The organism is Pseudacidovorax intermedius, assembly GCF_001476815.1.
Lineage (GTDB): Bacteria > Pseudomonadota > Gammaproteobacteria > Burkholderiales > Burkholderiaceae_C > Xenophilus > Xenophilus intermedius_A.
Genome location: NZ_LDSL01000056.1, coordinates 1 through 25,078, shown reverse-complemented (window position 1 = coordinate 25,078; position 25,078 = coordinate 1). Strand labels below are relative to the sequence as shown.

Sequence of the window (25,078 nt, the reverse complement as noted above, 5' to 3'; positions counted from 1 at the left end):
ATCGGGGGGCCGGGCCGCCAAGCCTCAAGGCTCGCCGCTCAGCCGGTAGCCCTGCCCGTAGACCGTCTGCAGCTTGACGCTGCGGGAGCCGTCGAGCGCGAGCTTGTTGCGCAGTCGATAGATGTGGATGTCGAGGGGCCGGGTGGGAAACTCCTGGGAGCTGCCACCCGCCGCCGTGAGCAGATGGCCCCGCGACACCGTGCGGTTGAGATTGCGGAACAGCGCGAGGGCGAAGCGGAACTCACGCTCGGTCAGCAACACCGTCTGGTCGGGCTCGCCGCCCTGGCCGGCGATGCGCACCGTCTTGCTGACCGCATCGAAGGCCCAGCGGCCGAAGGTGCTCTGCAGTTCGGTGCGCGAGCGCGCGGCACGCTGGTACACCCGCGCAACCCGCGCTCGCAGTTCCAGTGGACGGAAGGGCTTGAGCACGTAATCGTCCGCACCGGCATTGAGCGCCATGGCCACGTCCCGCTCGGCACCGCGCACGCTCAGCATGATGACCGGTGTGGTGTCCAGCCGCTCCATGCGCAGCCACTTGAGCAGGTCGAGCCCCTCCAGGTCGGGCACCATCCAGTCAAGCAGCAACAGGTCGAAGGTCTCGGTGCGCAACGCGCGCCTGAGGGTCTCGCCACTGTCGTAGCAAGTGCAGGCGTTCTCGTCTTCTTCCCGGCTGAACGGGCTGCTCAGCGCACGCTGGAGCTGGGTGGTCTGTGCTTCGTCGTCTTCCAGGACTGCAATCCGCATCGGTGAATTCCGGATGAGTCCTCGGGGAGCTCATCGCCTCAAGTGGAACGTTGGGAGTAACATTTTTTCATTAAGTTAAGCCGTACGAACGCCCCGGAATCTGAACATTCCTCGCGATCATCGGCACGAAAAGAAGCCGAACCCGAGCTCGCGCTGGCATGCCAGGGATCAGAGGCGAGCGTTTCCTCGCCGTGCGCGAAAGGCGCGTACGAGCGCCCGGGGTCGAGGCGCGAAGCGCAACCGTCGCGCTAGTCATGGCGCGCATTTATAGCGAAGCGGCGGGGTGTTGGGACGTGCATGGCCCATCGGGCATCCAGGGGCAATGCAAACTGCGCGCGCAGCCGCTGATGGCGGCCAGCAGTCGGGCCTTGGGCAAGCCCAGCGAGGCAACGAACGCGCGCATGCTCGGCCTCGCTGCCACATCACCGATGCCGTCTCTGGAGCGCGTCGCTCAAGGCGACTCCTCGCTCATGCCCCCGGTGCACAAGGCCGCCACCAGAATGCCCAGTGCGCCCCCTGCCACCAGCCCCAACAAGAATGACAACCAAGTCGTCATAAGCTCTCCCTGTTTTCCCACCTCGTGGGTGCCTTGCTGCGCGATCCTGGTCGACCGTCCTGTTCCTCCCGAAGCAGGAAAGCGGCCTCGGCCCTGCTCGGCAGGCGCCAGGTCACAGGTGCGCCACTGCAAGGCCACCTGATCGAAAAGCCACCCCGCACGAGCCGCCGTGGAGAACAGGGCTGGCCGTCGGCGTGGGCGTCCGTCACGCAGCCTGTGCGCGACACGGTTCACATTTTTCAGTCCATGCCCCGGGGCACCGCCGAGCATTCAGATTTATTCAGCGGCGCAGCCACCTGTCGCAGACGCACATCGCTGCGAGAAGCGGGGACATTGTTCAGAGTCAGGGCGTCGGCAGATCGACAGAATCCTGCCGCACCGCCGTCTTCGATCGCTTCTCTTGTCCGCCCGCGCCGCTTCGCCCCCAGCTCCTGCCCGTGGCAGGTGCACACCGGCCCAACCGCCGTGCGTTCGGAACGATGGCGTGCGTGCCGTCGCCATGCGCGGCGCCCTGGCGTGGCCACACAGGCGCGGTTGCTTTGTTGCGGCAGGAGGCCAGGTTCGGAGGCGCCGCTGGATCAGCGCGCTGGCGGTGCCCTTCGACCCTGCAGCGTCGCGGTGATGGCCAGCGCCGACGCCCCGCGCCGGGCCGCCTTTCAGGCCGCCGTGGCCTTCGCCTGCATCGCCTTCGTCTTCCTGCCGCGTCATCACGCCCCCCCCGCTCAGGATGCCGCGCCCGCAGGCTGCGGCCCCGCAGCCTGGCAGGAGGCGCGGGCATGGCGCGACAAGATCGTCCGGCACGCGCCGCGAGAGGTATCCGGCGCGCTCGCCTGGGTCGGCCCATTCTGGAACCAGACGCTGCCGCAACCGGATGCGCCGTCCCCGTCCTCACTCGCCGACCAGCGCCTTCATGCGCAGCTCCGCTACCTGACGCTGCGCGCGCTTGGTGTGCCAGCCTCGCAGCTTCGTCTGATCTATGGCGTCGTGCGCGACGCCAATGGCAGCAAACGACACCCGGCCATGGCGCTGGCCTATACGCCAGACAGCACAGGGCCGATATGGGTCCTGCCCGCTCACCAGGACGCCGTGGTGTCTTCAGCAGCGCTGCCGGAGTGGACCCCCGTCATCCACAGCGAAGGCCCGGCATGGACCGATGCGGCTCCTGCGCAAGCCGATGCGCTGCCGGCCGCGCTTTGCGCCCTGATCGAGGCGACACCCCGCGCTCTGGGCGCTCACAGGCCCTGAGTCGACTGCGCGCGCGCCTGCTCCGCCTGCGGCGCAGTCACCAGCTCCTGGACGCGCGTGCACAACTGGTCCATCGCGAAGGGCTTGGTCATGACGGCCATGCCGGACGCCAGCTGGCCGCTGCCGATCAGGGCGTTCTCGGCATAGCCCGTGACGAACAGCACCTTGAGGTGCGGCCGGGTGGTGCGTGCCGCGTCGGCCAATTGCCGACCGTTCATGCCGCCGGGCAGGCCCACGTCGCTGACCAGCAGATCGATGCGCGCCTCGGAGGCCAGCAGGCGCAACGCCGAAGGCCCGTCGCCGGCTTCCAGCAGGGTGTAGCCCAGCTCGGTCAGGCACTCGACCATCAGCCGCCGCACCGCCGGCTCGTCGTCGACCACCAGCACCGTCGCATGCGGTGGCGCCTGTTGTGCCGCCATGGCGACCGCGGCGGCCTGGGCCTGCGGCATGCCGAGATGCCGCGGCAGTTCGATGCACACCGTGGTGCCCACCCCGACTTCGGAGTGGATGCGCACGTGGCCGCCCGACTGCTGGGCGAAGCCGTAGATCATGGACAGCCCAAGCCCCGTGCCCTGCCCGATAGGCTTGGTGGTGAAGAAGGGGTCGAAGGCCTTGGCCTGCACCTCCGGCGTCATGCCCGTGCCGGTGTCGGTCACGCTCAGCGAGACATAGGGGCCGGGCTGCATGCCGCGCGCCTCGGCGGTCTGCGCGTCGATCCAGCGGTTGGACGTCTCGATCGTGATGCGGCCGCCGTCGGGCATGGCATCGCGCCCATTGATGCACAGGTTGAGCAGCGCACTCTCGAGCTGGGGCACATCGACGAGGGTGGTCCACAGCGCCGCCGCGCCCACCGTCTCGAGCGCGATGGCCGGGCCCACCGTCCGGCGGATCAGATCCACCATGCCGGCGACGAGTTCGTTGACGTTGACCACCCTCGGGTCCAGCGTCTGGCGCCGCGAGAAGGCGAGCAGGCGGTGCGTGAGCGCGGCGGCGCGGCGCGCCGCACCCTGCGCCGTCGCGACGTAACGGTCGATGTCGGCCCAGCGGCCGCGTGCGGCATGGCGCTGGATCAACTCCAGCGAACCGGTCACGGCCGTCAGCAGGTTGTTGAAATCGTGGGCCAGGCCGCCGGTGAGCTGGCCAACGGCCTCCATCTTCTGCGAATGGCGCAGCGCCGCCTCGGCGGCCATCAGTTCGCGCACGGTGCTCTGCACCCGCTGCTCCAGGTTGCGGTTGGCCTCGGCCAGCAGGCGCTGCGCACGCACGCGCTCGGTGACGTCGTAGCCGCCGACGAAGATGCCGCTCACCTGGCCGGCAGGGTCGCGGATCGGCTCGTAGAGGAAGTCGATGAAGCGCTCGGCATCCCCCGGCGCGCGGTGCGCCAGCTGGATCGGCATCGCCTGGCTGGCGTAAGGCGTGCCCGACGCATAGACCTGGTCGAGCAGTTCGTAGAAGCCCTGGCCCTGCAATTCCGGCAGCACCTCGCGCACGGTGCGGCCGATGAACTGGCGCGGGCCGGCGATGGCCACGTACGCATCGTTCACGTAGTCGAAGCGGTGTTCGGGACCGCTGAGGATGGCGATGAAGCCAGGCATCTGCTGCAGGGTCTGGCGCTGGCGTTCGGTGCTCTCCCGCAGCGCGGCATCCGCCTGTACCTTGGCCGTGGTTTCGTTGGTGAAGATGAACAGACCCGCCACCTCGCCCTGCGCGTCGAGGATGCGGGAATAGGAGAAGGTCCACCAGGTGTCGGCCTGCCCGCGGTCGGTGGCCAGCTTCCAGTGCAGGTCGTTGAAGCGCTGGCTGTGGCCGGCCATGGCCTGCGCGATGATGGGGTGGGCCTGCTCGAGCGCGTCCGCCCACACCTCGTCGAAGGGCGCGCCCATGGCCCAGCCCACGCGCGGGCCCAGCAGCGGGATGTAGGTGTCGTTGAAGAAGAAGTGCAGCGCCGGCCCCCAGCACAGGATCATCGACTCGGGTGAATTGACGACCAGGCTGAGCGCGACCTTCAGGCCTTCCGGCCACTCGGCCGGCGGCCCCAGCGGATGGTCGGTCCAGTCCCGAGCCAGGATCAACTCGGTGGCGCGGCCGCCGCCGGCGAGAAAAGGTACAGGGGTCGGATCGTGCACGCGAGGTCTGGAGGAGTGATGCCCGGTTCGAACGAGGGCATCGCCCTGCCAGTGGCCGACCCAGCCGTCCAGCGGCCAGAAACGGCGGGCACGATGGTCGGTTTGGGCCGGGGCACCGTCCAGCGTCGAACAGCGCGTCTCGGCGTAGCGGCGGTCCTACGCGGAGGCAGAACCTCCAATCGTTTGGCTTTGCAACGACGGTTACCGCGTCGGGAACGTCTGGGCCGCTTCGGGCCAAACGGTCCGGCTGCAAAATGTCGGGACAAGAAAAAAGCCCCTGGAGTCAGGGGCTTAGTTCGAAGTTCTTTGGGGTGGCTGATGGGACTCGAACCCACGACGACAGGAATCACAATCCTGGACTCTACCAACTGAGCTACAGCCACCAAGTCAGCCGCGCAGTATAGCGGAAAAATTCACCGCACCACCACGCTGCCGTCTTCGTCAGTTCGCGACGACCGCAGTACCGTCCTTCGGACGCGGCACCTTGATCTGCGCCTTGAAGCGGTCCTTGAGCATGTTGTAGTACGCCTCGGCCTCCGCACCGGCCACGGCCTGCGCCAGCTGGCCCCTTTCCTGCTGGGCCTGTTCGGCAGGCACCTGGCCCGGCGGCAGCACCTTGTCGACGCGCACGACCGCATAGCCCTCCGCGCCCAGGTCGACGCCGACCCAGGCGGGCAGCTTGGAAGGATCGGCCCGCAGGGCTGCCTCGACGAGCGCGGGCGGCTGGTTGGCGGCGTTGTCCACGCGGGAGACGGTCACCGGCTGCCCCAGGCCAGCGGGCGTGGCGCCCGCAGGTTCGGCGCGCCAGGCGGCGAGCTTGGCCTCGCCTTCCTTGCGGGCGGCCTCGGCGGCGCGCTCCGCGACCAGTTGCTCGCGCACGCGCGCCTTGACCTCGTCGAAGGGCTGCACACGGGCCGGCAGGTCGCGCGTCACGCGGCCCACGGCCAGCTGGTTGCCGCCCAGGTCGATGGCTTCGGTGTTGTGCTTGCGCTCGCGCGTGTCGGCGGCGAACAGCGCATTCAGGAAGTTGCGGTTGGCCAGAGGCCCCTGCGCGCCCGGTGCCGGCGTGCGGCCGACGCCCTGCGCCTTCTGGATGCTCAGCTTGAGCGCATCGGCCGCCGGCTGCAGGCTGTCGGCGTTCTGGTAGACCAGGTCGGACAGCGTCTCGGCCTGCTTGGCGAAGGCCTGCGAGGCGTGCTGCGTGCGGATCTCGTCCTCCAGGCGCGCACGCACCTGTTCGAAAGGCTGGACCACACCAGGCTTCACATCGTCCAGGCGGATGATGTGGTAGCCGTAATCGGTCGGCACCACGTCGCTGATCTCGCCCTTCTTGAGGGCGAACATCGCGTCCTCGAAGGGCTTGACCATCGCGCCGCGGGTGACGAAGTCGAGCGCGCCGCCCTGCGCGGCGGAACCCGGGTCCTGCGAATTCTTCTTCGCCAGTTCGGCGAAGCTGCCGGGCGACTTGCGCAGCTCGGCCAGCAATTCCTCGGCACGGGCCTTGGCCTTGTCGCGCTCCGCGGCCGGCGCGTCCTTGCCGGCGGCGATCAGGATGTGGGAGGCCTTGCGTTCTTCCTTGGTGCCGAAGCGTTCCTTGTTCTGCTCGTAGTAGGCCTTGAGGTCGGCCTCGGGCACGGTGATGCCCTTCTTCACGGCGTCGGAATTGAGCACGATGTACTCGACATCCAGCTGCTCGGGCAGGCGGTAGCGGTCCTCGTGGCTCTTGTAGTAGGCCTCGACGTCGGCATCGCTCACGCTGACGTTCTTCGCGAAGTCGGCCGGCAGGAAGCGGGCCACCTGGATCTCGCGGCGCTCGCGCAGGGCGTTGAGCACCACGTCCAGCGGTGCGGCATTGGTGGCGGCCGAGCCGGTCACGCCGGACAGCAGCTGCTGCGTGGCCATGTCGGCGCGCACGGCGGCCTCGTACTGCTCGGGCGTGCGCCCCGTGGCCAGGATGAAACGCTGCCGGTCGAAGTTGCCCTTGTCGTCGCGGAAGCTGGCGAGGCCCGGGTCTTCGGCGAAGAGCCGCGCGAGCCGGTCGTCGGACACGGTCATGTTGGTCTTGAGCGCCGCGGCGGTGAGCACGCGGTTGCGGACCATGCGCTCGAGCGTGCTGTAGCGGGCGGCGTCGGAGTCGAAGATCGACGCGTCCAGGCTGGGCATCTGCTGGCGCAGGCGGTCGGTTTCGTTGCGGTGCTGCTGGTCCCACTCGGTACGGGTGATGGACTGGCCGTCCACCGTCGCCACGACGTCGCCCCGGTCACCGTTGCTGTTGTAGCGATCGACGCCGAACAGGACGAAGGAAGGAATGATCAGCAAGAACAGGAAGATCATCACGATCTTGTTGTACTTGCGGAAGAAATCGAACATGCCAGCACACCTCTAGGACCGGGCACTGCATGCCCGTGGAGACGACGAGAAGCGGCACGCGAACAGGCCGCGCCGCAACTCATGGGGGAATGGATGCAAACAGGCCGCCACCGGCCTCTTCGCTGGCAAGAGATGTTGTTGTGTGTACTCCTGCAGCGCCTGCCCTGATGCCTGCCCGAGGGCAAGCCGGCGGATTCTAGCCGCCGGGCACCGCCAAGCCTGGGCTGCGCACGGCTGCTTGCAAGTCGTTCAGAAAGGGGAATGCCCCGGCTCGCCGATGCGTGGGGTCGCTGCCGCCGAGCGGCGTCTTTCATTCAGGGGCAGCCCGACGATGAAAAAGGCCCGGCTCATGCCGGGCCTTCGTCGGGATCATCGGGTGGTGGGTGCTGACGGGCTCGAACCGCCGACCTACGCCTTGTAAGGGCGCCGCTCTACCAACTGAGCTAAGCACCCCGATGTTCCGCTTCAGTTCAGCGTGTCCTTGAGCGCCTTGCCGGGACGGAACTTGGGAACTTTCGCGGCCTTGATCTTAATCGCAGTTCCGGTGCGCGGATTGCGGCCGGTGCGCGCGGCACGCTTGCCCACCGCGAAGGTACCGAAGCCGACCAGCGAGACCGAGCCGCCCTTCTTGAGCGTGGTGCGGATCGCGCCGAGCGTGGACTCCAGCGCGCGCGTGGCGGCGGCCTTGGAGATGTCGGCATTCTTGGCGATGTGTTCGATCAGTTCGGACTTGTTCACAGAGGCCTCTAGGCGAAAGGTTGATCAGCGGGTCGGAAGTCGAAAGCGCGGGCAACCCTACGGGCGCGCGGCGCGTCGATCAAGGAAGGGGGAGGAGCGGTTCCGAGGACATCGGCCAGGCGGCCGAGCGAGGAATTACAACCACGCGGTCAGTGGGTGTCAATCACGACATTGCAACCTGAAGGCGCAGACACAACCGGTTGTATACGAACTTCTCACAGGCCGCCCGCGGGACTGCGGCCGCGGTGCTGCCAGTGCTCAGCCGCGCGCCTCGGTGCGCGCGCGGATCTCGGGAATGGCCTTGCGCAGGTAGTAGACCATCGACCAGACGGTCAGCACCGCCGCCGCCCAGATGAGCCATCGGCCCCAGAGCCCCGTGTCGATGACGCCGAACAGCTGCCCCTGGTAGAGCAGGAAGGGGATGGCCACCATCTGTACGGTGGTCTTGACCTTGCCGAGCATGTGCACCGCCACGCTCTTGCCGGCGCCGAGCTGGGCCATCCATTCGCGCAGGGCCGAGATGGCGATCTCGCGGCCGATGATGATGAGCGCCACGAACACGTCGGCACGGTTCAGGTGCACGAGCACCAGCAGCGAGGCGCACACCAGGAACTTGTCGGCCACCGGGTCGAGGAAGGCGCCGAAGGCCGATGTCTGGTTGAGCCGCCGCGCCAGGTAGCCGTCGAGCCAGTCCGTGGCCGCGAAGACGATGAACATCACCGTGGCGATGAGGTTGCGCATGCCTTCGGGCAGCGGCAGATAGAAGATGCCCACGATCAGGGGAATCGCGACGATGCGCGTCCAGGTCATGATGGTGGGCAGGGTCCAGAACATGCGGGGATTGTGGCATGAGGCCACGCGGCGCCTGCCGCGGCCCGGGCCAGTGCCCACAGTGGCGCGCGGGGCCCCGGATCAGTGCAGGGCGCGGTAGATTTCTTCCGCGAGATCGCGGGCGATGCCGTCGACGGACGCGAGATCCTCGACGCTCGCCGCCGCCACGCCGCGGATGCCGCCGAAGCGCTGCAGCAGCCGAGCGCGGCGCTTGGGACCGACGCCGGGAATGTCCTCCAGCTGGCTGCCGCCCACGCGCACCTTCGCGCGCTTGGCGCGCATGCCGGTGATGGCGAAGCGGTGGGCCTCGTCGCGGATCTGCGCCACGAGCATCAGCGCCGCCGAGTCGCGGCCCAGGTAGACCTTCTCCCGGCCGTCCGCGAAGACCAGTTCTTCCAGGCCGACCTTCCGGCCCTCGCCCTTCTCCACGCCGACGATCAGCGACAGGGGCAGCCCGAGTTCGGTAAACACCTCGCGCGCCATCGACACCTGGCCCTTGCCGCCGTCCACCAGAACCAGGTCGGGCATGCGCGCGCCGACGGTGCCGGGGGGCGCATCGGCACCGCCGCCGTCGCCGGGCGTGGGAGCCTGGGCCTCGGCCGCGATGGCCTCGGCGATCTTGCCGTAGCGGCGCATCAGCACCTGGCGCATGGCGGCGTAGTCGTCGCCGGGCGTGATGCCGTCGATGTTGTAGCGGCGGTACTCGCGGTTCTGCATCGCATGGTCCTCGAACACCACGCAGGAGGCCTGCGTGGCCTCGCCCGCCGTGTGCGAGATGTCGAAGCATTCGATGCGGAACTGCGCCAGGTCGTCCGGCGCCAGCTCCAGCGCGTCCACCAGGGCGCGCGTGCGGGCCTGCTGCGAGCCTTCCTCGGACAGCAGCCGCGCGAGTTGGATGTCGGCATTCTTCTGCGCCATCTCCAGCCACAGGCGGCGCTGCGAGCGCGGCTGGAAGACGGCCGTGACGCGCACGCCCGCATGCTGGGCGATGGCCTCGATCAACTCGCGGCCGACGACCTCGCCCAGCACCAGCGTGGCCGGCGCGGGCGACTCGATGTAGTGCTGCGCGACGAAGGCTTCGAGCACCTGGCGCTCGACGCTGGGCGCGGCATCGGCCGCCGGCTGCGTCGTGGCGCCCTCGGTCTCGATGGCCAACTCGGCCGCGGCCTCGCCTTCTGCCAGGACGGCGGGCGAGGCCTGCGCCGCTTCGTCGTCCATGGCCTCCTGCTGCAGCAGCGAGGCATCTTCCACATGGGCCGGGAAGTAGGCGCGGTCGCCCAGGTGCCGGCCGCCGCGCACCATGGCCAGGTTGACGCAGGCCTTGCCGCCCTGGACCTTGACGGCCAGGATGTCCACGTCCTTGTCGCCGACGATCTCCACCGATTGCTGGTGCAGCACGCGCGACAGGGCCGACATGCGGTTGCGCAGCTCGGCCGCCTGCTCGAACTCGAGCTGCTCGGCATGCTGCATCATGCGGCCCTCCAGCTCGGCCAGCACCTGCTGCGTCTCGCCGCGCAGGAAGGCCTCGGCATTGGCCACGTCGTGGGCATAGGCCTCGGGCGCCACATGGCCCACGCAGGGCCCGCTGCAGCGCTTGATCTGGTAGAGCAGGCAGGGCCGCGTTCGGTTGCCGTAGACCGTGTCCTCGCAGGTGCGCAGCTTGAACACCTTCTGCAGCAGCTGGATCGACTCCTTCACCGCCCACGCGCTCGGGTACGGCCCGTAGTAGCGGTGGCGCCGGTCGGTCGCGCCGCGGTAGTAGGCCAGGCGGGGAATGCTGGCAGGCGTGAGCCCGTCGCCGCCGTCGCGGTCGCGCACGCCGGTGATCTTGAGGTAGGGATAGCTCTTGTCGTCGCGGAACAGGATGTTGTAGCGCGGCTTGAGCGTCTTGATCAGGTTGTTCTCGAGCAGCAGCGCCTCGGCCTCGGAACGCACGACCGTCGTCTCCATGCGCGCGATCTTGCCGATCATGTGGCCGATGCGCGTGCCACCGTGGTTCTTCTGGAAGTAGCTGGAGACGCGGCGCTTGAGGTTGCGCGCCTTGCCCACGTACAGCACGGCGCCCGCCGCGTCGAAATAACGGTAGACCCCCGGGAGAGAAGGCAGCGCGGCCACCTCGGCCAGCAGTTGTTCGGAATGCACCTCGGACATGGGCACCATTGTGGCGCGGCGTCTCGGTACGAATCCTGCAGTGTCAAAAATTGCAAGATCAAGCATCATTGCAATTTCATACACAACAAGAGTCGGAGCGTTTCCGTGAAATTTCCCCTACCTCCCCATCGCATGATGGCGCTGGCGCCGCTGGCCCTGGCCGTCTCGGTTGCCGCCTGCGGCGGCGGCTCGGACAACGGCCGCGACCAGGCCGTGCTGGCCGCCCTCATCGCGGCCAACACCGCGCCGCCCGCGGCCGCACCCTCCCCGGCGCCCGCACCGGCACCGGCCGCGCCGGACTACAGCTGCCAGACCAGCACCACCGGCTCGCCCGTGGTGGTCGGCTCCGGCCTGCAGGGCGACCCGGCCGCGCCGGAGCCGGCCTCGGGTTACGTGCCCGGCAAGAAGGTCGTCTATGCCAAGACCTACATGGTGGTGGCCAACCATCCGCTGGCCACCAAGGCCGGCTGCGACATCCTGAAGGCCGGCGGCAGCGCCGTCGACGCGGCGGTGGCCGTGCAGGCCGTGCTGGGCCTGGTCGAGCCCCAGTCCAGCAGCCTGGCCGGCGGCGCCTTCCTGCTGCACTACGACGTCAAGACGAAGAAGGTGCAGGCCTACGACGGCCGCGAGACCGCGCCCGCCGCCGCCACGCAGGACTATCTGCGCTACATCAGCGACAGCGTGAAGACCACGCCCCTGCCCAATGCCCGTGCCAGTGGCCGCTCCATCGGCACGCCCGGCGTGATGCGCATGCTGGAGATGGCCCAGGCCGACCACGGCAAGCTGGCCTGGAAGGACCTGTTCGGCGAAGGCACGAACCTGGCCACCAACGGCTTCAAGATCGGTGGCCGCATGGCGGCCGCCATCACCGGCTCGGCCACCAACCTCAAGCGCGACGACGAGGCCCTGGCCTATTTCTTCGACGCCTCCGGCAATCCCAAGGGCCTGGGCACCACGCTGACCAACCCGGCCTATGCCGGCGTGCTCAAGGCCATGGCCGCCCAGGGCGCCGATGCCATGTACACCGGCCCCATCGCGCAGGACATCGTCGCCAAGATCCGCGTGACCCAGGGCGTGGACGGTTCGGTCATCACCCCCGGCCTGACCACGCTGGACGACCTGAAGAACTACCGCCCCAAGCGCCGCGATCCGGTGTGCGTGACCTACCGCGCGTACTACGTCTGCAGCATGTCGCCACCCTCCTCCGGCGGCATCGGCGTGCTCTCCACGCTGGGCATCCTGGAGAACTTCAACATGGGCCTGCATGCGCCCACGGCCGTGGACCTGGAAGGCGGCAAGCCCAGCGTGATGGGCGTGCATCTGGTTTCCGAAGCCGAGCGCCTGGCCTATGCCGACCGCGACAAGTACGTGGCCGACACCGACTTCGTGCCGCTGCCGGGCAATTCGCCCGACACGCTGCTCAACAAGAACTACATGCGCACCCGCGCCAACCTCATCGACTTCACCAAGAGCATGGGCACGGCGCTGGCCGGCGACCTGGGCGCGGTGCCACTGGGCATCGACAAGACGCCCGAGGCCGGCACCACGCACCTGACCATCGTCGACAAGGAAGGCAACGTCGTCACCATGACCACGACGGTGGAAAGCTCCATGGGCTCCTTCCACATGGCACGCGGCATCCTGCTGAACAACCAGCTGACGGACTTCTCGGCCTCGCCGACGGACAGCAGCGGCACGCTGGTGGCCAACCGCGTGGCACCGGGCAAGCGCCCGCGCAGCACGATGGCGCCCACCATGGTGTTCAACGGCAATGCGCCCGGCGACTTCCTGATGGCCACCGGCTCGCCCGGCGGCGGCACCATCATCCAGTACGTGGTCAAGACGCTCGTCGGCGCACTGGACTGGAAGCTGGATGCGCAGCAGGCCACGTCGATGGTGGACTTCGGCGCCGCCAACTCGCCCACCACCAACGTGGGCGGCGAGCATCCCAACATCGACGCGAGCAACAACGGCGCCAACGACCCGCTGGTCAAGGGCCTGCGCGACCTGGGCCACACGGTGTCGGTGAGCGCGCAATCCAGCGGCATCAGCACCGTGATCCGCACCCAGGTCAACGGCAAGACGGTGCTGAGCGGGGGCGCCGACCCGCGCCGCGAAGGCATCGTGCTGGGCGACACCACCACGCCGTGATGGACGCCTGACCAGCCGGCGCCGCAAGGCGCAGGCCCCTGGATGCGACAAGGGCGGTGCCGATGGCAGCGCCCTTTTTTCTTGCGGTAGCGAGGGTGCCTTGGAACGGCTTCAGTCCGCTTCGATCCGCGCCGACTTCGCCAGCTGCGACCAGCGTGCCAGGTCCGCATTCACCCGCGCGGACAGTTGCGCCTGGTCCTGGAAGTCGGCCGTCGCGCCCTGGTCCTGCGCCAGCTTGCGGAAGGACGGCGTGCCGACGACGCGGCCGATCTCGGCCGCCAGCTTCTACACCACCGCGTCGGGCGTCGCGGCCGGCGCGAACACGGCGAACCAGGAGCTGGCGTCCAGCTTCGGCAGACCCGCCTCGGCGGTGGTGGGCACATCGGGCAGGCTCGGCAGGCGGCTGCTGCCGGTCACGGCCAGTACGCGCAGCTTGCCGGCCTGGATGTGCGGCATGAAGGGCGGCGCCGTGCCGAAGGTCAGGTCGACCTGGCCGCCCAGCAGGTCCTGCAAGGCCGGCCCGGTGCCTTTGTAGGGCACGTGCACCATCTGCACGCCGGCCTGCTGTTCCAGCATGGCGCCCGTCACGTGCTGCAGCGAGCCATTGCCCGACGAGGCGTAGTTCAGCTTGCCCGGATGCGCCTTGGCATAGGCCACCAGTTCGGCGAGCGTCTTCACGGGCAGGTCGGCCCGCACCACGATGATCTGCGGCGCTGACAGCACGTTGGCCACCGGACGCAGGTCCTTCTGCGCCCAGGGCAGCGGCGTCTTGCTCACCACCGGCGTGATGACGTGGTAGCCCGAGTACTGCATCAGCAGCGTGTAGCCGTCCGGCTCGGCGCGCTTGACGAAGGCCGCGGCGATGGCGCCGTTGCCGCCGCCCTTGTTCTCCACCACCAACGATTGGCCGAGCGCCGTGCCGAGCGGCTGCGCCAGCATGCGCGCCGACAGGTCGGTGGTGCCGCCGGTGGCGGTCGGCACCACGAGCGAGATCGGCCGCGAGGGATAAGCGCCCTGCGCCAGGCCGACGATCGGCCAGGGCAGCAGGCAGGCGGCAGCGGCGGCAATGAAGCGTTGTCGGGTAGGGGTCATGCGTGTCTCCGTATTCGTCATTCGGTGGGTCGGCAGTCGCCGTGTCAGTCCACCGTCGCGCCGGTGTCCTTCACGATCTGCGCCCACTTGCGCAGGTCGGACTGGACGAGTGCGGCGAGTTGGGCCGAGCTGCCCTTGAAGGGCTCGCAGCCCACGCTGGCCAGCTTCTCCAGCACGTCGGGGCTTTCGAGCGCCTTGTTCACCTCCGACTGCAGCCGCGTGACGATGGCCGCGGGTGTGCCGGCCGGCGCGAAGAGCGCGTACCACGGCGCCTGGCCGAAGCCCGGCAGCGTCTCGCCGATGGTGGGGGAATCGGGCAGCGCCTTGATGCGCTGGGGGTTGACCACGCCCAGCACCTTGAGCTTGCCTGACTTGATGAAGGCGATGACCGAGGGCAGGCTCTGCACCGACAGCGGCACCTGGCCGCCCACCAAGTCGGTGGCGGCTGCGGCCGAGCCTTTGTAGGGCACGTGCTGCAGCTTGATGCCGGCGGCCTTCTGCACCATCTCGCCGATCAGGTGGTTGAGCGTGCCGTTGCCGGCGGAAGCGTAGGAGTAGGCGCCCGGCTGGGCCTTGGCCAACTTGATCAGCTCGGCCATGTTGTTGGCCGGAAAGGACGAGTTGGCCACCAGCACATAACCGGCCGTGGCAATGGGCGCGACGGGCTCGAAGTCCTTCACCGGATCGAAGCCGGGATTGCGGTAGAGCGCAGGGCTCGTCACCTGGGCACTGTCGGCCGTGAGCAGCAGCGTGTAACCGTCGCGCCTGGCGCGTGCCGTCGCGGCCGTGGCCACGGTGCCGCCGGCGCCCGGCTTGTTGTCGACCAGCACGGTCTGGCCCAGCTGCTGCGACAGGCGCTGAGACACCACGCGGGCGATGACGTCGTTGGCGCCTCCCGCGGCCTGTGGCACGACCACGGTGATGGGCTTGCTCGGATAGGCGTCCTCCGCCCAGGCGGGCGCGGCGGCGAGGGCGCTCAGCAGCAGAGCGGCGGCGCCAGCGCCGAAGCGCCGGTGGGCGATGCGGGAAAAGGCGTTGTTCATGGCTTTGTCTCCGTTGTCGTGAAAGTCCTGGGCGGATCGCCGGTCAGGCGCGCGCCAGCGCCCGCTCGCGCACCGCCGCGAAGTCGGCCGGCGGCGGATGCAGGTCGAGCCGGCGGCCGGCCTTGAGCAGCTGGCTGGGCACGTCATGGCCGACGAGGGCTGGCAGCCGGGCGGCGGCGGCCATCACCATCGCCAGGTCCACCGGCACGTGGAAGTCCATGCACTGCAGCGCATGCACGATCTCCTCGGTGCAGACGTTGCCCGTGGCACCCGGCGCATAGGGGCAGCCGCCCAGGCCGCCGATGGAAGCGTCGAAGCGGTCGGCGCCCGCATCGATGGCCGCCAGCACATTGGCGAGGCCCATGCCCCGGGTGTTGTGGAAGTGCAGCGTGAAGGTCTGGTGCGGCCAGCGGACCCGCGCCATCGCCACGACGCGCGCCACCTGCGCGGGATGGGCCATGCCGGTGGTGTCGCACAGCGTGAAACCGTGCACGCCCCGCTGATCGAAGCGCTCGATGAGGTCGAACACCGCGTCGACCGGCACCTCGCCCTCCATGGGGCAGCCGAACACGCAGGACAGCGACACGTTCACCGCCACGCCCGCCGAGCGGCCCAGCGCCACCACCTCGGCCAGCGCGCCGAAGGACTGCGCCCGCGTCATGCGCAGGTTGGCCAGGTTGTGCGTCTCGCTGGCGGACATCACCAGATTCAGCTCGTCCACCTTCGACTCGATGGCGCGCTCGGCGCCGCGCACATTGGGCACCAGCGCGGCGTAGACGACGCCAGGCCGGCGCGCGATCTCGCGCAGCACGATCTCGGCGTCGCGCAGCGCCGGCACGGCCGTGGGTGAAACGAAGGCGCTGACCTCGATCTTGTCCAGCCCCGCGGCCGACAGCTGGTCGACCAGCGCGACCTTGTCGTCGGTGGGCACGAAGGCGGCCTCCATCTGCAGGCCATCCCGGGTGCCGACCTCCTGCATGTGGATGCGGCGGCCCGCGCCCTGCCAGGCATTGCGCACGGCGTTCATTGAATGACCCCCTTCTCGCGCAGCTGCGCGATCTGCTGAGCCGTCAGGCCCACTTCGGCCAGCACGGCATCGGTGTCGTCGCCCAGGCGCGGCGCACTGCTGCGCACGCGGCCCGGCGTGGCCGAGAGCTTGGGCACGATGCCCGGTACGGTGAGCGTATCGCCGTCGCGGGTCTGCTGCGTGAGCAGCATGTCGCGGGCGCGGTAGTGCGGGTCTTCGGCGATGTCGCGGGCGGTGTAGACCTTGCCGGCCGGCACGCGGGCGGCGGCCAGGCATTCCTGCACCTCGTGCACCGTGAAGTCGGCGGTCCAGTGCGCGATGGCCGCGTCGATCTCCTGCACGCGGGCCACGCGGCCGGCGTTGTGCGCCAGGTCGGCTGCGGCGGCCAGGTCGGGCCGGCCGATGGCCTGCATCAGCCGCTTGAAGATGCTGTCGCCGTTGCCCGCCACCAGCACCCAGCCGTCGGTGCACGGGTAGGCATTGCTGGGCGCGATGCCCGGCAGCGCACTGCCCGCGGCCTCGCGCACCACCCCGAAGGCGCTGTACTCGGGGATCAGGCTTTCCATCACGTTGTAGACCGCCTCGTGCAGCGCCACGTCGATCACTTGGCCGCGCCCGCCGTGGGCCTGCCGGTGGTAGAGCGCCGCCAGCACGCCGATGGCGCCATGCAGCGCCGCCAGCGTGTCGCCCAGCGAGACGCCGACCCGCACCGGCACGCGGTCCGGCTCGCCCGTCAGATGGCGCAGGCCGCCCATGGCCTCGCCGATGACGCCGAAGCCCGGCTGGTCACGGTAGGGCCCGGTCTGGCCGAAGCCGGAGATGCGCAGCACGATCAGGCCGGGGTTCGCGGCCTGCAGCACCTCGGGACCAAGGCCCCATTCCTCCAGCATGCCGGGGCGGAAGTTCTCGATGAGCACGTCGGCCTCGGCGATCAGGCGCCGCGCCACCTCCTGGCCTTCGGGCGCGCGAAGGTCCAGCGCCACCGAGCGCTTGTTGCGCGACTGCACCTGCCACCAGACCGAGGTGCCCTTCTGCAGCAGCCGCCAGTTGCGCAGTGGATCGCCGGTGACCGGCGGCTCGATCTTGACGACCTCGGCGCCGAACTCGCCCAGCGTCTTGCCGCAGAAGGGCCCGGCGATGAGTTGGCCCATCTCCACGATGCGCACGCCCTGCAGCGCGTCCTGGCCGATGGGGGATGAGGATGGGTGCCCGCTGTCCACGCGATGTCTCCTGGCGCAGCCCGGCGGGCCGCCTGGAAGCGGATGATGACGGCCGGCTCGTGGCCCGCAAAGCGCTGGTGCGCGAGGCCACCATCGCAATCCGGCATGGCGGGTAGCATCGCCCCACCCATGAACCTCGACCCCGTCTCCCTGCGCGTGTTCGTGGCCGTGATGGAGCACGGCACCATCGCCGCCGCCGGCGCGCAGCACCACATCGCGCCCTCGGCGGTGAGCCGGCGACTGGCCGAGCTGGAAGACGTGCTGCGCGTGCCCCTGTTCGCCCGCAGCAACAAGGGCATGGCGCCCACGCCCGCGGCCTTCGCGCTGCGCGACCTGGCCCGCGGCCTGATCAACGAGATGGAGGGCATCGCCCAGCAGATGCGCGACTATGGCCGCGGCACGCGCGGCCAGGTGCGGGTGGTGGCCAACATCTCGGCAATCACGCAGTTCCTGCCGCGCGAACTGCAGGCCTTCCTGGCACGCCATCCGCAGGTGGACGTGCGGCTGCAGGAGCAGATCAGCAGCGCCGTGGCGCGCAGCGTGGCCGAGAACGCGGCCGATCTGGGCATCCTGAACGACGGCGACTATGGCGACGCCGTGCGCCTGCTGCCCTACCGCGAGGACGAGCTGGTGCTGGCCGTGCCGCAGGGCCACCCGCTGGCCCGGCGCCGTCAGGTGGGCATCGACGCCCTGCTCGGGCACGACGTGGTGGGCATGCATCCGGGCAGCGCGATCAACCAGCAGCTCACCCGCGCGGCGGCCGAGCGCGGGCGGGCGCTGCGGCTGCGCATGCAGGTCAGCAGCTACGACGCGCTGTGCCAGATGGTGGCCGCCGGCCTGGGCGTGGGCGTGCTGCCACGCGGCAGCGCCGCCCTCTTCCGCGGCGCGCTGCCGCTGCGCATCGTCGCGCTCACCGAACCCTGGGCGCGGCGGCGGCTGGCGCTGTGCGTGCGGGCGGACGAAGGGCTGTCGAGCGTGGCGCAGCTGCTGGTCGACCACCTGCGCACCGAGGCACAGGCATGAACTGGGACATCTTCTGCCGCGTCATCGACAACCACGGCGACCTCGGCGTGACCTGGCGCCTCGCCTGCCAGATCGCCGTCGAATGCGGCGAGCCGGTGCGCCTGTGGGTGGACGATGCCAGCGCGCTCGCCTGGATGGCGCCGCAGGGCCAGCCGGGCGTGCAACTGATCGACTGGTCCGACCCCGCGGCCGTGCGGACGGCCGTCGCCGGCGGCCCGGTGCCCGACGTGCTGATCGAAGCCTTCGGCTGCGACCCTGCGCCCGAGCTCGTCGCCCGTTTTGCGAACCAGCCGGGCGGCATCTGGCTCAACCTCGAATACCTGTCGGCCGAGGACTTCGTCGAAGGCCTGCACGGTCTGCCTTCGCCCGTCATGAGCGGTCCCGGCCGCGGCTGTACCAAGCACTTCTTCTACCCGGGCTTCACCGACCGCACCGGCGGACTGCTGCGCGAGGCCGACCTGTTGCAGCGCCAGGCCGCCTTTGACCGCGCCGCCTGGCTGGCCGCGCAGGGCATCGGCTGGCACGGCGAGCGCATCGCCACGCTGTTCTGCTACGAGCCGCCGGCGCTGGCCGACTGGCTCGCTTCGCTGTGCCGTGGCGCGCGGCCGACCCGCGTGCTGGTCGCCGCGGGCCGCAGCGCCGAGGCCGTCCGTGCGGTGCTGCCACAACTGCCCGCTGACCGCGGCGCCCTGCACATCGACTGGCTGCCCCACCTGCCCCAGCCCGACTTCGACCACCTGCTGTGGGCGGGCGACTTCAACGCCGTGCGCGGCGAGGACTCGCTGGTGCGCGCCCTCTGGGCCGGCAAGCCGATGGTGTGGCACATCTACCCCCAGGACGACGGCGTGCACCACGACAAGCTGGGCGCCTGGCTGGACGCCATGGCGGCGCCCGCCTCGGTGCGGGCCTTTCATGCCGCCTGGAACGGCAGTCCAGGTGCTCCCGCACGGCCCGCTTTCGACGACGCCCTGCTGGCCGATTCGGCCCACATGGTGCAGGCCGCCCGCGCCCGGCTGCTCGCGCAGGACGACCTGCTGGCCCGGCTCGTCCGTTTCGTCGTGCAAAAAAGCTAAAATCGCGGGCTTTGCGGAAATCTCCGCCGCGGCGCGTGCACCAGCCGGTGCGCCCCCACGGAGCCGCCAACCCGCCGCGGGAACCTGCTTTTGCCGCCGCCACCGCCGCCCTGCCCGGGCGGGTGTCGGTCCGAGGCACGCCGAGCGGCCTCAACCCCAGCCCTATGAAAATCGCTCAAGAAATCCGCGCCGGCAACGTCATCATGCACGGCAAGGACCCGATGGTCGTCCTGAAGACCGAATACAGCCGCGGCGGCCGCAACAGCGCCACCGTGCGCATGAAGATGAAGAGCCTGATCGCCAACTTCAACACCGAAGTGGTCTTCAAGGCCGACGACAAGATCGACCAGATCGTCCTGGACAAGAAGGAGTGCACCTACTCCTACTTCGCCGACCCCATGTACGTCTGCATGGACAGCGAATACAACCAGTACGAAGTCGAAGCCGAGAACATGGGCGACGCCCTGAACTACCTGGAAGACGGCATGCCCGTCGAAGTGGTGTTCTACGAAGGCAAGGCCATCTCGGTCGAACTGCCCACCAGCGTCGAGCGCGAAATCACCTGGACCGAGCCCGCCGTCAAGGGCGACACCTCCGGCAAGGTGCTCAAGCCCGCCAAGCTGGCCACCGGCTTCGAAGTGTCCGTCCCGCTGTTCGTGAACCAGGGCGACAAGATCGAAATCGACACGCGCACGGGCGAGTACCGCAAGCGCGTCTGAGGCCGACCCGTCTCTGCACAGGGCCGCGAGGCCCTTTTCTTTTGCCGACGGCGAGAGTTCCTTGATCAGGTACGATCATCCTCATTTGAGGAACATACGATGCAGCCGCTCGACGCCCTCCTGTCCAAGCCGGAACAGCGCCTGCTGAGTGTCGTCCTGCCGAATCCAGACCAGGACTTCGGCACGCTGGAACTGCTGGAGCGCATGGGCAGCGGCCGCGGCGGTGGCAGCACAGTGCTGCGGCGCTGGACGGCCTGCGGCTTGCTGCGCGAGCGGCGCGTGGGCAACCAGCGGCGCCTGTCTGCCGATCCGCAGTTCCTGCTGTACCCGGAGTTGCGGCGGATGATCCTCAAGACCGTCGGTCTGGCAGCGCCCCTGGCCGCCGCCCTCGCGCCGCTGGCGGACCGGCTGACCGACGCCTTCGTCTTCGGCTCGGTCGCCGCAGGCACGGACACTGGCGGCAGCGACATCGACGTTGCGCTCGTCGGCAGCATCGGGCTTTTCGACGTCTCTCCCTTGCTGGATCAGGCTCAGGATGATCTGGGTCGCCCCATCCATGCGAGCGTGTACTCGCCTTCGGAGTGGTCGACCGACGATCCCGTGTTGCAAGCCATCAAGACCAGCCCTCGCCTCGACCTGATGCAGGCCATCCATGCCCAGACCCGCTGAATACGACGGCCTGCTCAGGATCGGCAGCCTCAAGCCGGCTGTCGCCGATCCCGCGTCCATCGCCCAATTCCTCAGGACGGCCCACGACATGCACGGCGCTGCCAAGGCGGCCATGCCCGCCTCCGCGCGCTTCCTGCTCGCCTACGAAGGGATGTTCAGCCTCGTCATGGCCGTGCTCGAGCACCATGCCTGCCGTCCAGGCGACTCCGGCGGCCATCGGGCGACAGCCATTCAAAGAGTGGCTGCGGACCTGGCATTCACGCCGGCCCAGCAAAGCGTGCTTGGCCGGATGCATGACGTGCGCAACCGCGTCACGTACCGCGCGCCCATTCCGCCGATCACCCAGGCCGACGCGGAGGCGATGCACGCCATCCTGACCGAGATGCTGCGCGCCGCTGCACCGCTGCTTGACGGCACGGGCCGTGGCGGCGCTTGAATCCATTTCCACGCCGTCCGGGCCACTGGCCCGAAGGTTGCAACGTCCTCCCGACGAAGATCGACTTATGAGCCCCAAAGACAACAGCACGCACGACCTCCAGGAAAAGCGCCTGGCCGACGCCTGGGCCACGCTCCAGGCCCATGCCGACCGCGGCCTGCCCCTCAACCCCGACCCCTCGCGCCTGGCCTTCGCCGATCCCGAGTTCCTGCTGCGCCGCGAGACCCGCGGCCTGCGCATGCAGCTTGAGCTGATGAAGCCCGACATCGAGATGCGCGCCCACGGCATCGAGAACACGGTGGTGGTGTTCGGCAGCGCCCGCTATCGCAGCGAGGAGGAGATGACCGCCCTGATCGCCCAGGCCGAGGCCGCTGGCGACGAGAAGGCCTCTGCCCGCTGGAAGCGCCTGGCCCGCGGCAGCCGCTACTACGAGCAGGCCCGCGCCTTCGGCAAGCTGGTGGCGCACTACAGCAACGACAAGGAGCCCGAGGACAAGCTCTTCGTCTGCACCGGCGGCGGCCCCGGCATCATGCAGGCCGCCAACCGCGGCGCCTACGAAGGCGGCGGCCTGTCGGTCGGCCTCGCCATCGCCCTGCCGATGGAAGAAGCGGCCAACGTCTACGTCACGCCGGCGCTGAGCTTCAAGTTCCACTACTTCGCCATCCGCAAGATGCACTTCATGATGCGGGCGAAGGCGCTGGTGGCCTTCCCGGGCGGTTTCGGCACGCTGGACGAGCTGTTCGAGGTGGTCACGCTGGTGCAGACCCGCAAGGCCAAGCCGGTGCCGATCGTGCTGTTCGGTTCGGAATACTGGAAGCGGCTGATCGACTTCGACTTCCTGGTGGACGAAGGCGTGATCTCGCCGGAGGACGTCAACCTGTTCAGGTACGTCGACACGCCGGAAGACGCCTGGACCGAGATCAAACGCTTCTACGAGCTGTGAGCCGCGGCGCTTGAACAATGCGTTGGCCCCTCTCCCCTCGTGGGAGAGGGGTTGGGGAGAGGGGGTGCGGACGGCGTAACGGTCTTTGCGGGACAAGCGCTGTCGCCCCCTCTCCCCGGCCCTCTCCCGCGAGGGGAGAGGGAGAAAGACCCCGACCAACCAGTCACGGTCACGGTCACGGTACAGCGCCGCAGCTCATTCCACGGCCTCCTGTGGGCGCGCAATAGCCAGTCCTGAACGGACGCTCACCCCAGCAGCGCCTCCGCCAAGTCGATCTCCGGCTCCTCCTCCTGATGCAGGTTGAGCGACTTCTCGATGTGGTGCAGGTGCTCGGCCATCAGCGCGACGGCCTCGTCGCCGCGGCCGGCCTCGATGGCGTCGATGAGCAGGGTGTGCTCGTCGTTGGGGCAGGCGGCGCCGGTGGGCGCCTCGAAGGTCAGGATGGCCAGGCAGGTCAGCGGCGTCAGCTCGCGCATCATGCGCGTGAGCAGGCTGCTGCCGGACAGTTCGGCCAGCACGACGTGGAACTCGCCCGACAGCCGCACGGCCGAGCGCCGGTCGCCATTGGCATGGGCCTGCTGCTCGCGCTTGACCAGCGCCCGCAGCTGCTTGACCGCCTGCGGCGCCTTGCCGGCGGCGATGCGGTCCATCAGCCGGCGCACGATGGCCGGCTCCAGCGTGCGGCGCACTTCGAGCACGTCGTGCGCCTCGTCCACGCTGGGCGTGGTGACGAAGGCGCCGCGGTTGGGAATGAGCGTCACCAGCTGCTCCACCGCCAGGCGCTGCAGCACGCCGCGCACCTGCGTGCGGCTGACCGAGAACAGCTCGGCCACCCGCTCCTCCGACAGCTTGGTGCCGGGCATGAGCCGGTGCTCGACGATGGCGTCGTAGATGCGCTGGTAGATGTCGGCCTTGGAGGCCGACTTGCCGGTAGCCTTCAGGGCCTGGCGAGGGGTGGGAATGGGCATGTCGTCGGGGCTGGCGTTCGGCGAGTGTATGCAGGCAGCGCGGGGAGCGAGGCGCACGCCGGCGCAGGCGCACCTCATGCGCCGCTCACAGCGCGAACAGGCTGCCCCAGCCCGTCACGCGGCGCGTGTCCACCCCGGCGATGCGCAGCGACTTCCACACCGCCGTGGCCACGGTGTCGTAGACCGGCACGCCCAGCGCCGCCTCCAGCTGCGGCACCAGCTGCGCCGCACGCAGGTTGGTGCAGAAGGTGGTCAGGCACTGCACGTCGCCGCTGGCGAGGGCGGCATGCGCCATGGCCTCGATCTGCGCCGGCGTGACTTCGGAGAAGGCAAAGTTGACCGACAGCCCCAGGTGCTGCTCGGCCACGCAGTGGAAGCCGCTCGCGCCGTAGTTGGCCACGATGCGCTGCTGCACCTCGGCCAGGTAGGGCGAGAGCAGGCCGAAGCGCGTGCGACCGGCCAGGCGCATGGCCTCGTTCAGCGCCAGCACCGAGGTGCAGGCGGGGATGCCCGTCTCGGCCGTGATGCGTTCGCACAGCGCCTCGTCGCGCTCGAAACCCAGCCAGCCCGAGGACGTGCCGTTCCAGGCGATCACGTCCACCCGCGCATCAGCCAGCAGGCGCGCGGCCTCCAGGATCGGCGCCTCGTCGAACTGGCCCAGGGCCTGGTCGGAGAGCGAGATCTCGGTGACGCGGAAGCGCGCGAAATGCGCCGACACCTCCGGCAGGCCGGTCACCATGGCGGAGGTGATCGGCTCCAGCGCGGTGTTGGACGAGGGCGTGAGCATGCCCAGCAGCACGCGCCGGGGCGCGGCCCCGGGCGCCTGCGGGGTCGACGACGAGACGATGCCGCTCACCGCGCTCAGACCTTGATCTCGCGGTTGAAGCGGTCGATGTACTCGCCGCGGCGCGGGTTGAGCTTGGCCCAGTCGACGCCGTTCATCTGCTCGATCTCGGCCATGTTCCTGGCGTAGGCCTGCAGGCCGGGGCTGAACTGGGCCTTGGTGCTCACGGGTGCCACGAAGTAGGGCTCGGCGGCCATCTTCGTCTGCACCTCGGGGCTGAGCGCGGCATTGATGTAGGCGGCGGCCAGGTCGGGGTTCTTGGTGTTCTTGACGATGTGCATCACGCTCTTGATGTGGATCCAGCCCGTGTCCGGCCTGGCCAGCGCCACCGGCACGCCCTTGGCCTGCAGGTCGCCCACGTTGTTGTTGTAGTGCACCGAGATGTCGATCTGGCCCTGCTGGAACAGCGTGGCCAGCGAGCCCGGGTTGCTGGCCACGGCGCTCACGTTGGGCAGCAGCTTCTTCACGAACTGGAAGGCGGGTTCCATGTTCTCTTCGCTGCCGCCGTTCAGGCGCGCCATCTCGACCATCCAGGCCGACATCAGCGTGGAGCCCATGCCGGCCAGGCCGACGCGGCCCTTGAACTCGGGCTTGAGCAGGTCGTTCCAGGACTTCGGCGGCGTCTTGATCTTCTCGGTGTTGTAGGCGATGCCGATGATCTGGCCCGACACGAACACGCCCAGGCCGCGCGGATCGACCAGCTTGGCCGGCACGTCCTTGAGGTAGGGCATCTTGTCGGTGGGAATCTTCTCGAAGATGTCCTGCGACAGGGCGGCGAGGTACGGCCCCTCGTCCAGGATGATGACGTCGTAGGGCGGGTTGGCCTTGGAGGCGGCGATCTTCGACACCGTGTCCACCGCCAGCGAGGGCACCAGGCTCACCGAGGCACCGGTGGCCTTGGTGAAGGCCGGCAGCAGGATGCTGCGGTGCGCCGACTCCCAGGCGCCCGGATAGGTGGTGGCCGAGATCGACTTGCCCTGCGCCAGGGCCAGGCCGGCATGGCCGGCGAGTTGGACGGCACCGGCGCCGGCGGCACCCTGCAGAAGACGGCGGCGGGACAGAAGCAGGCTCATGGATGTTTTCCTTTCGGTCGAAGCCGGCCACCTCGG

General features: G+C 69.2%; 20 protein-coding genes, 2 tRNA genes and 1 pseudogene. 8 read left to right on the top strand and 15 right to left on the bottom strand.

Annotated features, from left to right (window positions below; all coding sequences use genetic code 11):
* Nucleotides 1-24: 24 nt before the first annotated feature.
* The gene (locus NS331_RS09435) at nt 25-744 is read right to left on the bottom strand and encodes a response regulator transcription factor (protein ID WP_058641748.1); all 720 of its coding nucleotides are present in this window, start codon (nt 742-744) and stop codon (nt 25-27) included.
* A gap of 1,177 nt (nt 745-1,921) precedes the next feature.
* Here NS331_RS09435 and NS331_RS09430 point away from each other — a divergent pair.
* Nucleotides 1,922-2,545: a hypothetical protein gene (locus NS331_RS09430; protein WP_058641747.1), complete on the top strand. Its 624-nt coding sequence runs from the start codon at nt 1,922-1,924 to the stop codon at nt 2,543-2,545.
* On the opposite strand, the gene NS331_RS09425 is transcribed toward NS331_RS09430, so the two are convergent.
* The 7 genes from NS331_RS09425 to uvrC form a co-directional block, all read right to left on the bottom strand.
* The gene (locus tag NS331_RS09425; protein ID WP_058641746.1) at nt 2,533-4,671 is read right to left on the bottom strand and encodes a PAS domain-containing protein; all 2,139 of its coding nucleotides are present in this window, start codon (nt 4,669-4,671) and stop codon (nt 2,533-2,535) included. The two genes, NS331_RS09430 and NS331_RS09425, sit on opposite strands and share 13 nt — an antisense overlap.
* Before the next feature lie 307 nt (nt 4,672-4,978).
* Nucleotides 4,979-5,054, bottom strand: a tRNA-His gene (locus NS331_RS09420).
* Between the two features lie 58 nt (nt 5,055-5,112).
* The gene (locus tag NS331_RS09415; protein ID WP_058641745.1) at nt 5,113-7,041 is read right to left on the bottom strand and encodes a peptidyl-prolyl cis-trans isomerase; all 1,929 of its coding nucleotides are present in this window, start codon (nt 7,039-7,041) and stop codon (nt 5,113-5,115) included.
* A gap of 377 nt (nt 7,042-7,418) precedes the next feature.
* Nucleotides 7,419-7,494, bottom strand: a tRNA-Val gene (locus NS331_RS09410).
* A gap of 12 nt (nt 7,495-7,506) precedes the next feature.
* On the bottom strand, nt 7,507-7,779 hold the full coding sequence (locus tag NS331_RS09405) for an HU family DNA-binding protein (RefSeq protein ID WP_058641744.1): 273 nt from the start codon (nt 7,777-7,779) through the stop codon (nt 7,507-7,509).
* Between the two features lie 258 nt (nt 7,780-8,037).
* Nucleotides 8,038-8,613, bottom strand: a complete 576-nt coding sequence (gene pgsA / locus NS331_RS09400) for a CDP-diacylglycerol--glycerol-3-phosphate 3-phosphatidyltransferase (protein WP_058641743.1) — start codon at nt 8,611-8,613, stop codon at nt 8,038-8,040.
* Nucleotides 8,614-8,691: 78 nt separating this feature from the next.
* Nucleotides 8,692-10,761 (bottom strand): excinuclease ABC subunit UvrC, encoded by a 2,070-nt coding sequence (uvrC, locus tag NS331_RS09395; RefSeq protein WP_058641780.1) that lies wholly within the window; start codon nt 10,759-10,761, stop codon nt 8,692-8,694.
* Between the two features lie 135 nt (nt 10,762-10,896).
* Between uvrC and NS331_RS09390 the strand changes: the two genes are divergently transcribed.
* Nucleotides 10,897-12,912 (top strand): gamma-glutamyltransferase family protein, encoded by a 2,016-nt coding sequence (locus tag NS331_RS09390; protein WP_058641779.1) that lies wholly within the window; start codon nt 10,897-10,899, stop codon nt 12,910-12,912.
* A gap of 111 nt (nt 12,913-13,023) precedes the next feature.
* Here NS331_RS09390 and NS331_RS09385 read toward each other — a convergent pair.
* The 4 genes and pseudogenes from NS331_RS09385 to NS331_RS09370 all read right to left on the bottom strand — a co-directional run bounded on the left by NS331_RS09385 (nt 13,024) and on the right by NS331_RS09370 (nt 17,294).
* A pseudogene (locus NS331_RS09385) lies at nt 13,024-14,004 on the bottom strand (Bug family tripartite tricarboxylate transporter substrate binding protein).
* A gap of 44 nt (nt 14,005-14,048) precedes the next feature.
* Entirely contained in the window at nt 14,049-15,047 is a 999-nt protein-coding gene (locus NS331_RS09380) for a tripartite tricarboxylate transporter substrate binding protein (RefSeq protein WP_058641742.1), read from the bottom strand.
* A 43-nt stretch (nt 15,048-15,090) separates the two neighbouring features.
* Nucleotides 15,091-16,074, bottom strand: coding sequence for a hydroxymethylglutaryl-CoA lyase (locus tag NS331_RS09375; RefSeq protein WP_058641741.1), 984 nt, complete (start codon nt 16,072-16,074; stop codon nt 15,091-15,093).
* A complete protein-coding gene (locus NS331_RS09370) occupies nt 16,071-17,294 on the bottom strand; it encodes a CaiB/BaiF CoA transferase family protein (protein WP_058641740.1) in 1,224 nt (407 codons plus the stop codon). The genes NS331_RS09375 and NS331_RS09370 overlap by 4 nt, the downstream gene beginning before the upstream one ends.
* 129 nt (nt 17,295-17,423) lie before the next feature.
* Here NS331_RS09370 and NS331_RS09365 point away from each other — a divergent pair, with 129 nt between their 5' ends.
* From NS331_RS09365 to NS331_RS09340, 6 genes are all read left to right on the top strand, one after another.
* Complete coding sequence (locus tag NS331_RS09365; RefSeq protein WP_058641739.1) at nt 17,424-18,317, top strand: LysR family transcriptional regulator; 894 nt, start codon at nt 17,424-17,426, stop codon at nt 18,315-18,317.
* Nucleotides 18,314-19,390: an elongation factor P maturation arginine rhamnosyltransferase EarP gene (gene earP / locus NS331_RS09360; RefSeq protein WP_058641738.1), complete on the top strand. Its 1,077-nt coding sequence runs from the start codon at nt 18,314-18,316 to the stop codon at nt 19,388-19,390. The genes NS331_RS09365 and earP overlap by 4 nt, the downstream gene beginning before the upstream one ends.
* Nucleotides 19,391-19,554: 164 nt before the next feature.
* Entirely contained in the window at nt 19,555-20,109 is a 555-nt protein-coding gene (efp, locus tag NS331_RS09355) for an elongation factor P (RefSeq protein WP_058641737.1), read from the top strand.
* A 99-nt stretch (nt 20,110-20,208) separates the two neighbouring features.
* Nucleotides 20,209-20,778: a nucleotidyltransferase domain-containing protein gene (locus NS331_RS09350; RefSeq protein WP_058641736.1), complete on the top strand. Its 570-nt coding sequence runs from the start codon at nt 20,209-20,211 to the stop codon at nt 20,776-20,778.
* On the top strand, nt 20,762-21,214 hold the full coding sequence (locus tag NS331_RS09345; RefSeq protein ID WP_058641735.1) for a hypothetical protein: 453 nt from the start codon (nt 20,762-20,764) through the stop codon (nt 21,212-21,214). Before NS331_RS09350 ends, NS331_RS09345 begins: the two co-directional genes overlap by 17 nt.
* Before the next feature lie 67 nt (nt 21,215-21,281).
* On the top strand, nt 21,282-22,157 hold the full coding sequence (locus tag NS331_RS09340) for an LOG family protein (protein ID WP_058641734.1): 876 nt from the start codon (nt 21,282-21,284) through the stop codon (nt 22,155-22,157).
* Nucleotides 22,158-22,402: 245 nt separating this feature from the next.
* Here the strand turns inward: NS331_RS09340 and NS331_RS09335 are convergent, their stop codons facing one another.
* From NS331_RS09335 to NS331_RS09325, 3 genes are all read right to left on the bottom strand, one after another.
* Entirely contained in the window at nt 22,403-23,125 is a 723-nt protein-coding gene (locus NS331_RS09335) for a GntR family transcriptional regulator (RefSeq protein ID WP_058641733.1), read from the bottom strand.
* An 85-nt stretch (nt 23,126-23,210) separates the two neighbouring features.
* Nucleotides 23,211-23,912 (bottom strand): maleate cis-trans isomerase family protein, encoded by a 702-nt coding sequence (locus tag NS331_RS09330; RefSeq protein WP_058641778.1) that lies wholly within the window; start codon nt 23,910-23,912, stop codon nt 23,211-23,213.
* A 74-nt stretch (nt 23,913-23,986) separates the two neighbouring features.
* Nucleotides 23,987-25,042 carry an ABC transporter substrate-binding protein gene (locus NS331_RS09325; protein WP_058641732.1) on the bottom strand — a complete coding sequence of 352 codons (1,056 nt, stop codon included), beginning with the start codon at nt 25,040-25,042 and terminating at the stop codon, nt 23,987-23,989.
* Between the last annotated feature and the right edge of the window lie 36 nt (nt 25,043-25,078).

Bases quoted from the DNA above. Each gene is read 5' to 3' on its own strand.
- NS331_RS09435 (WP_058641748.1), bottom strand. From the start codon at position 744: ATGCGGATTGCAGTCCTGGAAGACGACGAAGCACAGACCACCCAGCTC.
- NS331_RS09430 (WP_058641747.1), top strand. From the start codon at position 1,922: ATGGCCAGCGCCGACGCCCCGCGCCGGGCCGCCTTTCAGGCCGCCGTG.
- NS331_RS09415 (WP_058641745.1), bottom strand. From the start codon at position 7,041: ATGTTCGATTTCTTCCGCAAGTACAACAAGATCGTGATGATCTTCCTG.
- pgsA (WP_058641743.1), bottom strand. From the start codon at position 8,613: ATGTTCTGGACCCTGCCCACCATCATGACCTGGACGCGCATCGTCGCG.
- uvrC (WP_058641780.1), bottom strand. From the start codon at position 10,761: ATGTCCGAGGTGCATTCCGAACAACTGCTGGCCGAGGTGGCCGCGCTG.
- NS331_RS09390 (WP_058641779.1), top strand. From the start codon at position 10,897: ATGGCGCTGGCGCCGCTGGCCCTGGCCGTCTCGGTTGCCGCCTGCGGC.
- NS331_RS09380 (WP_058641742.1), bottom strand. From the start codon at position 15,047: ATGAACAACGCCTTTTCCCGCATCGCCCACCGGCGCTTCGGCGCTGGC.
- NS331_RS09375 (WP_058641741.1), bottom strand. From the start codon at position 16,074: ATGAACGCCGTGCGCAATGCCTGGCAGGGCGCGGGCCGCCGCATCCAC.
- NS331_RS09365 (WP_058641739.1), top strand. From the start codon at position 17,424: ATGAACCTCGACCCCGTCTCCCTGCGCGTGTTCGTGGCCGTGATGGAG.
- earP (WP_058641738.1), top strand. From the start codon at position 18,314: ATGAACTGGGACATCTTCTGCCGCGTCATCGACAACCACGGCGACCTC.
- efp (WP_058641737.1), top strand. From the start codon at position 19,555: ATGAAAATCGCTCAAGAAATCCGCGCCGGCAACGTCATCATGCACGGC.
- NS331_RS09350 (WP_058641736.1), top strand. From the start codon at position 20,209: ATGCAGCCGCTCGACGCCCTCCTGTCCAAGCCGGAACAGCGCCTGCTG.
- NS331_RS09345 (WP_058641735.1), top strand. From the start codon at position 20,762: ATGCCCAGACCCGCTGAATACGACGGCCTGCTCAGGATCGGCAGCCTC.
- NS331_RS09340 (WP_058641734.1), top strand. From the start codon at position 21,282: ATGAGCCCCAAAGACAACAGCACGCACGACCTCCAGGAAAAGCGCCTG.
- NS331_RS09335 (WP_058641733.1), bottom strand. From the start codon at position 23,125: ATGCCCATTCCCACCCCTCGCCAGGCCCTGAAGGCTACCGGCAAGTCG.
- NS331_RS09330 (WP_058641778.1), bottom strand. From the start codon at position 23,912: ATGCTCACGCCCTCGTCCAACACCGCGCTGGAGCCGATCACCTCCGCC.
- NS331_RS09325 (WP_058641732.1), bottom strand. From the start codon at position 25,042: ATGAGCCTGCTTCTGTCCCGCCGCCGTCTTCTGCAGGGTGCCGCCGGC.